This window comes from Streptomyces sp. NPDC054834 (assembly GCF_053611185.1).
On record NZ_JBSGZV010000003.1, the window covers coordinates 420,692 to 432,705 of the forward strand.

The 12,014-nt window shown below is 73.8% G+C and carries 13 protein-coding genes; 6 read left to right on the forward strand and 7 right to left on the reverse strand.

The annotated features are described in order from the left end of the window. Window positions 1-1,002, forward strand: a complete 1,002-nt coding sequence (locus tag ACWGJM_RS06895) for a peptidoglycan-binding protein (RefSeq protein WP_453410602.1) — start codon at window positions 1-3, stop codon at window positions 1,000-1,002. A 372-nt stretch (window positions 1,003-1,374) separates the two neighbouring features. Here ACWGJM_RS06895 and ACWGJM_RS06900 read toward each other — a convergent pair whose 3' ends face one another. Further along, complete coding sequence (locus ACWGJM_RS06900; protein WP_453410603.1) at window positions 1,375-2,256, reverse strand: YegS/Rv2252/BmrU family lipid kinase; 882 nt, start codon at window positions 2,254-2,256, stop codon at window positions 1,375-1,377. Between the two features lie 84 nt (window positions 2,257-2,340). Beyond that, a complete protein-coding gene (locus ACWGJM_RS06905; RefSeq protein WP_453410604.1) occupies window positions 2,341-3,936 on the reverse strand; it encodes an FAD-binding oxidoreductase in 1,596 nt (531 codons plus the stop codon). 159 nt (window positions 3,937-4,095) lie between these two features. Between ACWGJM_RS06905 and ACWGJM_RS06910 the strand changes: the two genes are divergently transcribed. From ACWGJM_RS06910 to ACWGJM_RS06930, 5 genes are all read left to right on the forward strand, one after another. Further along, the gene (locus tag ACWGJM_RS06910; RefSeq protein ID WP_453410669.1) at window positions 4,096-4,656 is read left to right on the forward strand and encodes a TetR/AcrR family transcriptional regulator; all 561 of its coding nucleotides are present in this window, start codon (window positions 4,096-4,098) and stop codon (window positions 4,654-4,656) included. After that, window positions 4,653-6,239: a glycerol-3-phosphate dehydrogenase/oxidase gene (locus tag ACWGJM_RS06915; RefSeq protein ID WP_453410605.1), complete on the forward strand. Its 1,587-nt coding sequence runs from the start codon at window positions 4,653-4,655 to the stop codon at window positions 6,237-6,239. The genes ACWGJM_RS06910 and ACWGJM_RS06915 overlap by 4 nt, the downstream gene beginning before the upstream one ends. A gap of 83 nt (window positions 6,240-6,322) precedes the next feature. Continuing rightward, window positions 6,323-6,484 carry a hypothetical protein gene (locus ACWGJM_RS06920; protein WP_390738588.1) on the forward strand — a complete coding sequence of 54 codons (162 nt, stop codon included), beginning with the start codon at window positions 6,323-6,325 and terminating at the stop codon, window positions 6,482-6,484. 3 nt (window positions 6,485-6,487) lie between these two features. Further along, window positions 6,488-6,763: a DUF4190 domain-containing protein gene (locus tag ACWGJM_RS06925; protein ID WP_453410606.1), complete on the forward strand. Its 276-nt coding sequence runs from the start codon at window positions 6,488-6,490 to the stop codon at window positions 6,761-6,763. Between the two features lie 112 nt (window positions 6,764-6,875). Beyond that, window positions 6,876-7,373 carry a MarR family winged helix-turn-helix transcriptional regulator gene (locus ACWGJM_RS06930; protein WP_453410607.1) on the forward strand — a complete coding sequence of 166 codons (498 nt, stop codon included), beginning with the start codon at window positions 6,876-6,878 and terminating at the stop codon, window positions 7,371-7,373. Here the strand turns inward: ACWGJM_RS06930 and ACWGJM_RS06935 are convergent. Genes ACWGJM_RS06935 through ACWGJM_RS06955 form a run of 5 tightly spaced genes read right to left on the reverse strand, consistent with a single transcriptional unit; the run spans window position 7,370 to window position 11,900 of the window. Next, complete coding sequence (locus ACWGJM_RS06935; protein ID WP_453410608.1) at window positions 7,370-9,094, reverse strand: PP2C family protein-serine/threonine phosphatase; 1,725 nt, start codon at window positions 9,092-9,094, stop codon at window positions 7,370-7,372. The genes ACWGJM_RS06930 and ACWGJM_RS06935 overlap by 4 nt on opposite strands. Next, a complete protein-coding gene (locus tag ACWGJM_RS06940) occupies window positions 9,078-10,151 on the reverse strand; it encodes a SpoIIE family protein phosphatase (protein ID WP_453410609.1) in 1,074 nt (357 codons plus the stop codon). The genes ACWGJM_RS06935 and ACWGJM_RS06940 overlap by 17 nt, the downstream gene beginning before the upstream one ends. Further along, the gene (locus tag ACWGJM_RS06945; protein ID WP_453410610.1) at window positions 10,148-10,597 is read right to left on the reverse strand and encodes an ATP-binding protein; all 450 of its coding nucleotides are present in this window, start codon (window positions 10,595-10,597) and stop codon (window positions 10,148-10,150) included. Before ACWGJM_RS06945 ends, ACWGJM_RS06940 begins: the two co-directional genes overlap by 4 nt. After that, window positions 10,594-11,004 carry an STAS domain-containing protein gene (locus ACWGJM_RS06950; protein WP_453410611.1) on the reverse strand — a complete coding sequence of 137 codons (411 nt, stop codon included), beginning with the start codon at window positions 11,002-11,004 and terminating at the stop codon, window positions 10,594-10,596. Before ACWGJM_RS06950 ends, ACWGJM_RS06945 begins: the two co-directional genes overlap by 4 nt. Further along, window positions 11,001-11,900, reverse strand: coding sequence for an STAS domain-containing protein (locus ACWGJM_RS06955; RefSeq protein WP_453410612.1), 900 nt, complete (start codon window positions 11,898-11,900; stop codon window positions 11,001-11,003). The genes ACWGJM_RS06950 and ACWGJM_RS06955 overlap by 4 nt, the downstream gene beginning before the upstream one ends. Window positions 11,901-12,014 lie beyond the last annotated feature (114 nt).

Sequence of the window (12,014 nt, forward strand, 5' to 3'; positions counted from 1 at the left end):
ATGGGAACCGCCACGGGCATGATCGCCGCCGCCCGCAAGCTGCTGGGCACCACCGAGCACCCGCCCGGCTCGAACCACAACATCGTGACCACCTGGTACGGCTTCTCCGGCGCGTGGTGCGACATGTCCATCAGCTACGAGGCCGCCCACTCCGACAACCTCAAGGCCGTGATGGGCAAGTTCGCCCTCACCACCGCCCACGCCCGCGCCTTCCAGAGCCACGGCCGCTGGCACTACGGAATCGGCGGCATCCGGGCCGGCGACGTCGTCTTCTTCGACTGGTCCGGCGGCCGGTCCATCGGTGGCATCGACCACGTCGGGCTGGTGGAGGCGGTGCACTCCAACGGCACCATCACCACCCTGGAGGGCAACACCTCCGACGCCTTCCGCCGCCGTCTGCGCAACTCCGCCTGCGTGGTGGGTTACGGCCGGCCGGCCTACGACGGCGGCGCCCCGATGCCCTCCCACGACGGCATCCTGCGCAAGGGTTCCACCGGCAAGGCGGTCAAGACCCTTCAGAAGAACCTCAACACCGTGCAGAAGGCCGGTCTGACCGTCGACGGTCAGTTCGGCGCCGCCACCGACAAGGCGGTGCGGGTCTTCCAGACGCAGCACAAGCTGACCGTCGACGGCGAGTACGGGCCGCACACCGCAGCGGTGATGAAGGCCGCCCTCGCCGGGAAGCCGGGCGTCATCAAGCCCAAGGCGCTCGTCGCCGCGGCCGCGCCGCTTGTCGTGGACGGCCAGTTCGGGCCGGCCACCTGCGCAGCCCTCCAGCGTGCCCTGAACAGCAAGGCCGGCGCCGGCCTCGACGTCGACGGCGCGTTCGGCCCGCTGACGGTCAAGGCCCTCCAGGCCTACGTCGGGGTCACGGCCGACGGGATCACCGGACCGGGCACGGCGACCGCCCTCAACAAGCACCTCGGGCTCCCGCCGCACGACACCTGGGACGACACCACCACGGCCCAGCTCCAGAAGGCCCTCAACGCGGACGCCTTCTGACCGCTGGCGGGCCGGGTGCCCCCGCACTCACGGGGGCACCCGGCCCGCCGGAGCGGCAGGGGCCAGGCGGACGCTCCGTCAGCCGAGCCCCTGGCGCGTCCACGTTGGTGTGCCACTTGTCGTCGAGCGGAGCGCCGTCCTCCTCTGTGCAGGGTGCCCGCCGGGACGTACAGGGTCTGTCCGGCCCGCACGGGCAGCCGGCGCAGTACGGCGTCGAAGTCGTGGGCCAGCAGGGCCTGCCGCAACTGCCACGGTCCACGCCGGGTTGGGCTCCGACGAGGGCGGAGGCGCCGGGCTCCGCCTCGAGGATGTGCCAGGCCTCGGTCTCGCCGTCGGGTTCCCCCGGTTCGTCCGGCCCGGACGGTCTTGCCGTCAGTACAGCATCTTCAGTGCGCCGGGCAGTACCTTCGCCGTGACGGGCAGGACCGCCTCGACCTCTCCGTCGGCGCCGTAGGGCACCTCGCGGTCGGCTTCGATACGGATCTCCCGGCCGCGCAGGATGTGGACCTCGGGCCGTTCGACGTGGGCGCCGGAGGCCAGCTCGTTCATCAGGGTGAAGAACAGCCGGCGGGGCGCCTCGCGGATCATCACGACCTCGAGCAGGCCGTCGTCCACGCGGGCGGCGGGGGCGATCATGCGCCCGGAGCCGTAGTAAGGGGAGTTGGCGGCGACGACGGTGTAGCCGCGGTGTGCGTGCGGCCGGCCGTCGACGGTGAGCCGGTAGTTCACCGGGCGCCAGGTGGTCACGGCCCGCAGGCCGCCCGCGTAGTAGGAGGCGGCACCACGCAGCAGGCGGGCGTGGTTGGCGTGGCGGTTGGCCAGGGCGTCGACCCCCGCGTACACGCTGCCCAGCACGGCGGTGCCGGCGTGGACGGCCGACCGCAGTTCGATGGTGTCCACCGCACGCGGCTCCCTCTCGAGCAGGAGCCGGGCGAGGGCGTCGGGGTCGGCGGGCAGGCCCAGGGCCCTGGCGAAGTCGTTGCCGCGCCCGGCCGGGACCAGGCCGAGCACGGAGTCGGTGCCGCTCAGCGCGCCGCCGATGCCGCCTGCGATGCCGTCGCCGCCGACCGCCAGCACCACCCGCCCCCGTTCCCCCGCACGGCGGGCGATGTCCTGGGCGTGTGCCAGGCTGCGGCTGTACTCGGTCTCCAGTTCCGCCCCGGCCTCCCGGAGCACGCGGGCCACCCGGAGCAGGGTGGCCGCCGCGCCCGCTGAGCCCGCGGTGGGGTTGACGACGGCGGTGAACTGTCGCATGGGGTGCGCCTCCGGGGCGGGTCGTGCGGTGGGCGGGTCGTGCGGTGGGCGGATGCGGCGGGTCGTGCGGTGCGGCCGGGCGGGTCAGTCCGTGGGCAGCAGGACGCCGGGGTTGAGGATGTGGCCGGGGTCAAGGCGCTGTTTGACGGCCCTGAGCGCGTCGACGCCCAGCGGGCCGGCCTCGCGGACGTACCAGTCCCGGTGGTCGGTGCCCACGCCGTGATGGTGGCTGATCGTGCCGCCCGCGGCGAGGATCGCCTCGCCCGCCGCCCGTTTGGCCGGGGCCCAGTGGGCGACCGGGTCGTCACCCTGGGCGGAGACGACGGTGAAGTACAGCGAGGCTCCGTTCTCGTAGACGTGCGAGATGTGGCACATGACCAGGGGCGGGGTGCCGGCGTCGGTGAGCGCGGTGGTCAGTGCGGTGCGGACGGCGGCGTACAGCTCGGGGACGCGCGACCAGAAGGCGGCGGTCTCCAGCGTTTCCGCGAAGGCTCCCGCGTCGAGCAGGGAGTCCCGCAGGTACGGCGCCGAGTAGCGGCCGTGCGCCCAGCGTACGCCCGGCTCCGTACCGGCGTACGTGCCGCCGCACTCGCGCAGGACGGCGGCGGCCCGTTCCCGGCGGTGGGCGGTGTCTCCCTCGGTGCCCTCGTATCCGACGATGGCCAGGCATCCGGCGTTCGGCGGTGCCCCCTCGGCGCCGATCGCGTCGGGCTGGGCGAGACCGATCAGGGTCTCGGTCTCGTCGGACAGGCGCAGCACCGTGGGGCGCGGGCCGTCCTGGGCGAGCCGCCGCAGCGCGGTGGAACCCTCCTCGAAGGAGGCGAAGCGCCAGCCCTCGTACCGGCGGACGGCCGGCAGGGGGCGTACGCGGACGGTGACGGAGGTGATGACGCCGAACGCGCCCTCGGAGCCGAGGATCAGCTGGCGCAGGTCGGGTCCGGCGGCGGAGCGGGGAGCGCGGCCGGTCTCGAGGGTGCCTTCGGGGGTGGCGAGGGTGAGGCCGAGCACCATCTCGTCGAAGCGCCCGTATCCGGCGGAGGCCTGTCCGCTGGAGCGGGCGGCGGCGAACCCGCCGATGGTGGCCCACTCGTAGGACTGCGGGAAGTGCCCCAGCGTGAAGCCGTGTTCGGCCAGGAGCGCTTCGGCCTGTGGTGCGCGCAGGCCGGGTTGCAGGGTGGCGGTGCGGGAGACGGGGTCGACGGCGAGCAGCCGGTTCATGCGGCGCAGGTCCAGGGCGACGAAGGGTTCTCGTCGTGCGGGGGCGAGGCCACCGACCACGGAGGTGCCGCCACCGAACGGGACGGCGGCGAGGCCGTGCTCGGCGCACGCGCGCAGGACGGCGAGTACCTCCTGGTGCTCGGCGGGGAGGACGACGGCCGCGGGCGTGTCCTGGACGTCCCCGGCCCGGATCCGGAGCAGGTCGGGCGTGGACTTGCCGCGGGTGTGCCGGATCCGGGTCTCCGGGTCCGTCCGGACGTGTTCGTCGCCGCCCACGGCCGCGGACAGCGCCTGTCGGGCGGCCGGGTCGAGCGGTGCGGCGGGGACGGGAATGTCCGCCAGCCGCAGCGGTTCGGCCTGGCGTGGCTTGACGCCCAGCACATCGCGCAGCAGCCCGGTCACCGTCTCGGGCAGCGGTGCCGCCTTGGCCGGGTCGCCCCAGCCACTCCACAGCATGTCCATGACGGTTCGTCCTCATCACTCGCTTCCGGGGGCGTTACACTGTGACACATGACGCCTATTCGTCACAACCAGCGGAACGACAGCCGGGACGACAACCAGCGAGACGACAGCCGACGGGACGACGACCAGCGGGACAGCGACCAGCGGGACAGCGATCCGGTGCTCGACGCGGTGCGCGACTGCGTGCTGGCCGTCGGTGTCCGTCGCACGACCCTGACCGACGTGGCACGCCGGGCGGGTGTCTCGCGTATGACGCTGTACCGGCGCTGGCCCGATGTCCGCTCGCTCGTCGGGGACCTGATGACGCGTGAGTGGGTCGACGTGGCCACCCGGGCCATGCCGGAGCGCAGGCCGGACCGGTCCGCGCGTGACCTGGTCGTCGACGGGCTGGTGGACGGAGTGGAGGCCTTCCGCGCCCACCCGCTCTTCCGCAAGATCATCGACGTCGATCCGGAACTTCTCCTGCCGTACGTGCTGGACCGCCGCGGCGCCAGCCAGGACGCCCTGCTGGAGCTGCTGACCGGCGCCCTGCGCGACGGGCACGCCGACGGTTCGGTGCGGGCCTGCCACCCGCAACGGCAGGCCCGCTCCCTGCTGTTGATCGTCCAGTCCTTCACCCTGTCGCTGCGGACCATGACCGACGAGGACGACCCGGACCTGACCGGCGCCGCCTTCCTCGCGGAGCTGCGGACCATCCTGGAGAGGACCCTCACGCCATGAGCCCCACCAGCAGCTCGTCCCTGTCCTCCGGGCGCCGGCAACGTGAGCTGGCCGAGACCGTCGGCGGCCCGGCGGTGGACGTCCTGGTGGTCGGACTCGGTGCCACCGGCGCCGGAGCCGCCCTGGACGCCGCGGCCCGCGGGCTGTCGGTCGTCGCCGTCGACGCCCACGACCTCGCTTTCGGCACCTCGCGCTGGAGCTCGAAGCTCATCCACGGCGGCCTGCGCTACCTGGCGTCCGCACAGCTCGACGTGGCCCACGAGAGCGCGGTGGAACGGGGCGTGCTGATGCAGCGCACCGCGCCGCACCTGGTCCGGGCCCAGCCGTTCGTGCTGCCGCTCACCCCCCTGGTCTCGCGCGGCCAGGCCGCCCTCGCCCAGGCCGGTTTCCGGGCCGGCGACACCCTGCGCCTGGTGGCCCGCACGGCCCGCGCCACCCTGCCCGCGCCCCGCCGGCTGTCCGCGATGGAGACCCGTCACCTGGCCCCGGCGCTGCGCACCGACGGCCTGCGCGGCGGCCTGCTGTCCTGGGACGGCCGGCTCACCGACGACGCCCGCCTGGTGACCGCGCTCGCCCGCACCGCAGCCGCCCACGGCGCACGCGTCCTGACCCGGGTCAGGGCACTGCGGCTGTCCGCCACCGGCGCCCGCGTCCGTGACGAACTGACCGGCGAGGAGGGCGAGATCAGGGCCCGCGCGGTGATCAACGCCTCCGGCGTGTGGGCGGGCGACCTGGTCGACGGCATCCGGATCCGGCCCTCCCGGGGCACCCACCTGGTGCTGCGCGCCGAGCGGCTCGGCCCGCTGCCGGCGGGACTGCACATCCCGATCCCCGGCGAGACCAACCGCTTCGTGCTCGTGCTGCCGCAGGGCGACGGCCGGGTGTACGTCGGTCTCACCGACGAACCCGTCGAGGGTCCCGTCCCCGACGTCCCCGAGGTGCCGGAGACGGACATCGGCTTCCTGCTCGACGTACTCGGCTCCGTCCTGGACGACCCGGTCCACCGCGACGACGTGGTGGGCGCCTTCGCAGGGCTGCGCCCCCTTCTGGACACCGCGCCGGAGCGGTCGGGCGAGGCTGCCAGGACCTCCGACATCTCCCGGCGGCACGCGGTACTGACCTCCCCGGAGGGCGTCGTCACGGTGGTCGGGGGCAAGCTCACCACGTACCGGCGCATGGCCGAGGACGCCGTCGACGCCGCCGTCTCCGCCCGCCGGCTGCCGACCGGCCCCTCCACCACCTCCGCCCTCCCCCTCGTCGGTGCCGCGGCGCCGTCGCGGCTGAGCACGCTGCCCGCGCCCCGGCGCCTGGTCCGGCGCTACGGCACCGAGGCCGTGGCGGTGCACGGCCTGGCCGTCACGGACCGCCGGCTGGGCGAACCCGTCGTACCCGGTCATCCCGTCACCGGCGCCGAACTGCTGTGGGCCGCACGCCACGAGGGCGCGCTCGACACGGCGGACCTGCTCGACCGGCGCACCCGTATCGGCCTCGTCCCCGAGGACCGCGCCGCGGCGCTGGACACCGCCCGCCGGATTCTGGACGACGCCCGGGCGCACCTGAGTGACGGAGCCGATCGGGGGTAACCCGCGATGTCATGAACGCGTTGAGGAAACGGTTGAAGAAACGTCAGCCCCTTTCCGCCGCCCCGGCCGAAGGGAGGTGACCCGTGCTCTTCCTGGTCGCCGCCCTGCTCCTGCTGGGCATCGTCGTGGGGGCCGCCGCGTACCTCCCTTGGCCCGTCACGGTCGTCCTGGGCACGCTGATCGCCGTCTGGCTGCTGGTCTTCGCGGCGCGGGAACGGCGCCGGCGCGGGACGAGGGGGGTGTAGGCGATGCGGCTGACCGCACCTCCCTCGCGCCGGACGGGCCGGCGGGACACCGAGGGCATGGCTGTGGCCTCCTTCGTCCTCGGGCTCGTCGGCCTGCTCGTCCTCAACATCGTCCTCGGCCCGATCGCGATCGTGCTGGCCGTGGTCGCGCTGCGCCGCGACACCCCGCGCCGGTTCCGGGCACTGCTCGGTCTCGGTCTGGGCATCGCGGACCTCGTGGTGCTCGCCGTGCTGACGGCCGTGCACGGTACGGCGTCATGGGGTTTCTGGGGCGGATAGGTGCCCACTCGGTGCCGGGCCCCCCGTCCGACGGCTTGCTCTGCGGCTCCTCGGGTAGGGCGAGGGAATGAGGTGACACCCGGATGGCGCGGAGCTGAGGGAAAGTGATGTCGTGACCCATGTGGGCGGGCCCGGCGAGGAGCGGGTGGACGGACCGGGCGACGGCCCGGAGGCCATCGCCCTGGAGCTCTCCGACGCCGTGGAGAGCCTGACGGCCCTGTGGTCACTCGCCGCCCAGGAAGCGGCCCTGCGCTTGTCCCTGCACCAGTTGCGCGCGCTGCGGGCCCTCGAGGCGGCGCCGGGTGTGAACCTGACCGCACTGGCACAACGGCTGGACCTAGGAATGCCGACCGCCAGCCGGCTGTGCGACCGGCTGGAGGCGGCCGGACTGCTCGAGCGCGCCCTGCATCCGCGCAAGCGACGCGAGGTCCGGCTGAGCCTCACCGCCCACGGGCGGCGCGTACTGGGCGATGTCGCGGCCCGCCGCGAGCAGGCCCTGGCGGCGGCCCTGGCCACGATGCTGCCCGCCGAACGCACGGCACTGAGGCGTGGCCTGAAGGCCTTCCTCGCGAGCCGGGACACCGGGCTGCCCGGGCAGGGGGAGCCCTAGCCCGCTTCGGGCGCGGTGCGGCACAGCAGGAGGCAGATGTCGTCGTCGCGTTCGGAGTCGTGCAGCATCGGCTTGAGCAGCGAGTCGGCGGAGGCGTCGAGGTCCTCCAGTTCCGCCGGGCTCAGCGCGGCCAGGGCGTGAGCGAGGCGGTCGATGCCCGGATCGATTCCGTGCGCCCGGCGCTCGACCAGTCCGTCGGTGTACAGGGCGACGGTGGAGCCGGGCTCGACACGGACGACGTGGTCCTCGTACTCGTAGGCGAGGGGCACCCCCAGCATGATGCCCGGCTTGGTGTCCAGCACCCGTACCTCGCCGTCGGGCGAGCGCACCACGGCCGGCGGGTGCCCGGCGGCCGCCCAGACGACGTCGGGGTCGCCGGGCCGGAATTGGGCGATGACGGCGGTGGCGTACAGCTCGGGCTGCTGGTGGCGGAGCATGTGGTGCAGCCGGGTCAGGATCCGGGCGGGACTGTCGCCCTCGACGGCGTAGGCGCGCAGCGCGGTGCGCAGTTGCCCCATGATCACTGCCGCGCGCAGCCCGTGCCCGGTGACGTCTCCTATGACGGCGAGCACGCTGCCGTCGGGCTGGGGGAAGGCGTCGTACCAGTCACCGCCGATGTTGAGGCCGTGGGTCGCGGGCAAGTAGCGCGCGGCCAGGAACAGCCCTTCGGAGGCGGGTAGTTCGGTGAGCTGCGCGCGCTGGAGGGCCTCGGCGGTGTCCCGGTGCTGTGCGTAGCGGCGGGCGTTGTCCAGGGCGACGGCCAGGCGCCGGGCCAGTTCCAGGAGCATGACGCAGGTGTCCGGGTCGAAGCGGGGACCGGGCGCGGTCAGCGTCAGCACACCCAGGACACCGCGCGCGGTGAGCGGAATGCACAGCAGCGGCCGGTCCGGGGAGAGCACGGAGGGCGGGTGGTCATCGACGCCCGGAAGGTCGCCGGGGTGGTCGGCGGCGAGCTGGGGGCGCCCGGTGCGGGCGGCGGTGACGGCGGCGGCCGGCCGCCCGCCGTGGTGAGGTGCCCGGTCGTCGTCGAAGATCCAGATGTCGGCCCGGTCGGCGTACTCGGGGACGAGGAGCCGGGGCAGCCGGCGCAGGATGTCCTCGTGGTCGAGCGAGGTGGTCACGACGGCGCTGGCGGTGGTCAGGAAGGTCAGCAGGCGCCGCGCGTTCTCCGCCGCGGCCCGGGCGGTCCGTTCGGCGTCGAGGAGTTCCCGCTGGGCGCGGGAGACGGCGTCGAGCTCCGCGTGGAGGGCCAGGACGCCCTGGTTCGTCTGGTGGAGTTCCTCACGGTGGAAGCGGACCAGATCCTCCAGCTCGTCGAGTCTGTCGAGGGCGGCCGCGGTGTCCTCGTCGGCGGCCAGGAGGGCTTCGGCGAGCTCCGTGCCGTCCGGCCCGGCCGGGTGGCCGGGCGCGGACGGCCGTACGGGACGGGGGCAGGTCAGTGTGAACTGCCAGGGCGGTCTTCCCTCCCCCGGCCGGCCGGGGGTACGTACGTCCACCCGTACCCGCCGGTCCGGGTCACCGGCGGCCTGCTCGGTGGTGACGACGAGTTCCGCACCGCCCTGGGCGAGGCACTGCCGCAGCCGGTCGGTGAGGGCCGTCAGGAAGCGGGCGCGTTCGAGGGCGGGCGCGCCCGCCGCCACCGCGAGACGTGCGGCGGCGGCGCGGGCACGGGCCGCGTCGGATACGGATGCGATGTGCCAGACATCAGAGGCTGTGGTCATGGATACGGGTCCGGCGGTCGGGGGCGAGTACGGCCACACTGGTGTCGTCGCGTACGGGTCGGGCGGGGCTGCTGGCGTCCCGCAGGATGACCGCGGCGACCACCGCCGGGTCGTGGGTGAGGAGCCGCGGGTCGTCGGGTGGTGTCCAGCGGCTGGGCAGTCCGTCGCTGTGCAGGACGAGCAGACTGTCCGGGTGCCACGGCACCCGTCGCAGGGGTACGCCGGCCGGGAAGTGGGCGCCGACGATGCCGGGATGGGAGACGAGCGGCTGCCAGCTGCCGCCGTCGTGCAGCCGGGCGCCGATGTTGCCGACGCCGGCGAAGCGGAGTTCCCCGGCGTCCTCGTCCAGTTGGGCCACCGCGACGGCCGCGCCCCGGGTGCGCCGCAGGGCGGTGTGCAGGTGCCGCAGGAGTTCGGCGGGCGGCAGGTGTGCCGTGCGGCGCAGCTCGTCGACCGCGGTGGCCGATGCCTCGGCGGCCTTGACGCCGTGGCCGAGCCCGTCGGCGAGCATCAGGGTCGTACGCGGTCCGGAGCGCACCCAGCTCCAGGCGTCCCCGGAGTGCTCGGCCCGGGCGAGGGGCACGTTGATGCCCCCGGCCCGGGTACGGGGCGCGCCGGCCGCCCGCCGGTCGGTGGACCGTCCGTCGATGCGGGCCGTCACCACGGTTCCCCGGCCGCGTGCGCTGTGCAGGTCGAAGGCGCTGGACTTGCGCAGGCAGGTGCCCAGGCCCGCGCCGAGCGAGGTGTCGACGGTGGTGTAGCCGTCGCGCAGGGCGGCCCCGACGTCGGCGATGCCGGGGCCGTGGTCGAGCGCGAAGAGCTGCACCGACGGTCCCCGGACACCGTCGTCGGCCGGCGGCAGCTCGACGAGGTTGATCAGCACCCGGCCGCCGCCCGCATGTCTGAGCAGGTTGGTCGCCAGCTCCGTGGCGGCCAGCGCCGCGACCGCCGTGCGGTGCGCGTCGAGGCCGGCGTACGCGCCGGCCTCCTCTGCCGCGACACGGACGTCCCGTACCCGGGTCGAGTCGTGCACCGGGATGTCCCACACCCGGCTCATCCGAACCCCGGACGGGAGGCGGGCACGCCGGCGACCCAGGCGATGACGGTGACGGTGGTGCCCCGGCCGGGCTCGGTGTCGACGGTCAGCTCGTGCACCAGCCGCTTGGCTCCACTCAGGCCGAGGCCCAGGCCGCCGCCGGTGGTGTAGCCGTCGGTCATCGCCAGTTCCAGGTCCTGGATGCCGGGGCCGTTGTCGGTGAAGGACAGCCTGAGGCCGCGCGCGTGTCCGCTCTCCAAGGGCGTGATCTCCGTCTGTCCCCCGCCGCCGTGGACGAGGGTGTTGCGGGCCAGTTCACTGGCGGCGGTGACCAGTTTCGTCTGCTGCACCAGGCCGAAGCCGAGGTCGGCCGCCGTCTGGCGCACCTGCTGCCGTACCCAGGCCAGGTCCGCGTCCGAGCCGATGGGCAGCGTCATGGCCGTGGCGGGGCGGGAGGCCGGCGTCATCTGCCTCCCTTCCTTTTGGCGGAGGCCGTCGGTACGGGTACGGGCTGCCCGAGCAGCTCCATCGCGCGTTCGGTGTCGAGGGCGGTGGCCAGTCCGGGCAGGGTGAGCCCCAGCTCGACCAGCGTTATCGCCACGGCGGGCCGCATCCCGGCCAGTACCGTGCGGGCCGCCAGCAGCCGGGTGCTGGCGGCGATCTCGGCGAAGATCCGGCCGAGGAAGGAGTCGACGATGTCCACACCGGAGACGTCGATCACCACGCCGGTCACGCTGCTGCGGGCGATGCGTTCCGTGATGTCCTGCTGGAGTTGCTCGGCCATCCCGTCGTGCAACTCCCCCTGGAGAGTGACCAGCAGAACGTCGCCCAGTGCCAGCACGGGGACCGTGGGACCGAGGTGGCCGGCGCTCACCGCGCGCTCACTCCGCCGTCCTCGCTCGGTGAGACCTGGATGCCCTGCCTGCTGAGCGCGTAGGCCAGGGCGTCAGCCAGGGAGGCGCGGGTGAGCACCGAACCGAGGTCGATCCCGAGGTGCACGATGGTCTGCGCGATCGCGGGGCGGATGCCGGAGACGATGCACTCGGCGCCCATCAGCCGGGCCGCGGCCACCGTCTTCATCAGGTGCTGGGCGACGAGCGAGTCGACCGTGGAAACGCCGGTGATGTCGAGGATGGCGTACCGGGCGCGCTGGTCGACGATCGCCTCCAGCAGGCTCTCCATGACCACCTGGCTGCGGGCGCTGTCCAGGGTCCCTATCAGGGGCACGGCGACGACGCCTTCCCACAGTTCGATCACCGGGGTGGCCACTTCGAGCAGTTGCTGCCGCTGGCGTGAGATCAGTTCCTCGCCCGCGCTGAGGGCGGTCTCCATCACGACCAGGCGCAGGGTGTCCAGCAGCACGGTCAGGGCCAGCAGGCTCTCGGTGACCTCCGGGCCGGACGGGCCGGTGAACTCGCCGCGCAGCAGCTCGAGGGACGGGCGGCGCAGGGCGGCGACCTCGTTGGCGATGTGGGCCGGGCTGAATCCGGTGCGGGCCAAGGACGCGGAAATCCGGCCGAGTTGGTCGCGCACCTGGTCGAAGCCGGTCGCCGTGACGTCCTCCAGCCTTCCGGCGCGGGCCACTTCGGACAGGGCGTCCACCACGGCCCTGCACGCCTCCACCGCCTCGTCCCGGGACACGGTGAAGACCGTCCGGAACAGGGTGGCGTCCGCCCAGCTCTGGGCGATCTGCTCGCGGCGCCGCTCCAGGAAGTCGCCCACCTGGCGTGCCGCCGGCGCGTCCGCCGCATGCTGGTCCGACACGTACATCGTCTCCCTACTGCACCGGCGGGTGCCTGCCGGTAGTCGTCGGCCGTCCTGACCGATTGTTGCCATATGACAAACATTAGCGCCGCGCGTACGTCGTGAACAACACGTGATCGT